A 970-nucleotide genomic window follows, 5' to 3' on the forward strand; every position below is an offset into this window, starting at 1 on the left:
CCCCGCCGGTCTTCCCGGCGCCCACCGCGGCCGCCACCCCCTCGGGCTCGCCGACCGCCGCCCCGTCGGCCCCGGCCTCCCCGGCGCCCTCGGACTCCGCGTCCGCCGGCGCGTCCGCCTCCGCCGCCGGATCCGCGTTCGGCCAGTGGGTGCCCTGCGACGCGATCGCCGACGAGCAGCAGGACCCGGTCAAGATGCGCTCCGTGCTGCTGGAGCACGCCTGCCGCGCGGCCACCGTCCGGGAGTGGACCGCCTCCGACGGCACCCGCACCCAGATCCGGCTGCTGCGCTTCGGCTCCGTCCGGGAGTCCTGGGGCGCCTTCGCCGACGTGCGCTCCAAGGGCGGCCCCAAGGCCGCGCCCTCCACCAAGGGCACCCCCCACGACGACTGGGACGCCCTCGACGGCAGCAGCCTGACCCTCGTGGAGTCCACCACGGCCGGCACCAAGGGCGCCCCCACCGCCCGCGTCGCCTACCTCTCCGCCGCCGACGTCGTCGCCGTCATCACCATGACCAACCCCGCCGGCGTGCCCACCGCGCCCTTCCGGCAGGTCGTCACCCTCCAGGGCGAACTGCTCGGCTGACCCGCCCCGTTCCACCGGGCCGGCCCCCTTCCTGCGGGGGCCGGCCCGGCGGCGTTCCCCGCCCGCGCGTCGTCCAACACCCCGTCCGTACAGGCCTTCTGACACAAGCCTTCTGGCGCAGGCCTTCTGGGACAGGATCGGGATATTTCCCGCACCGGCCCGTGAACGACCCGCCCGTACGGTGATCGCACGCCGGTGAACCGCACCGCCGGGACGACAGCAGGAGACCCCCATGCGCACGCGCCGCCTCGCCCTCACCGCCGCCGCCGTCGCGGCGATCGCCGCCACCGCCACGGCCTGCGGACCGGACAACAGCGACGCGGCCGCCCCCACCGCCCCCGTGACCAAGGCCGCCGGTCTCGAACTCCAGCACCTCCCGGATGTTG

Annotated in this window: 1 pseudogene; it reads left to right on the forward strand. The window is 76.3% G+C overall.

Annotated features, from left to right (window positions below):
- Positions 1-584 (forward strand): annotated as a pseudogene (locus AE652_RS42060) (hypothetical protein); the annotation flags it as partial.
- Positions 585-970 lie beyond the last annotated feature (386 nt).

The organism is Kitasatospora sp. MY 5-36 (genome assembly GCF_001182915.1).
Taxonomy (GTDB): domain Bacteria; phylum Actinomycetota; class Actinomycetes; order Streptomycetales; family Streptomycetaceae; genus Kitasatospora.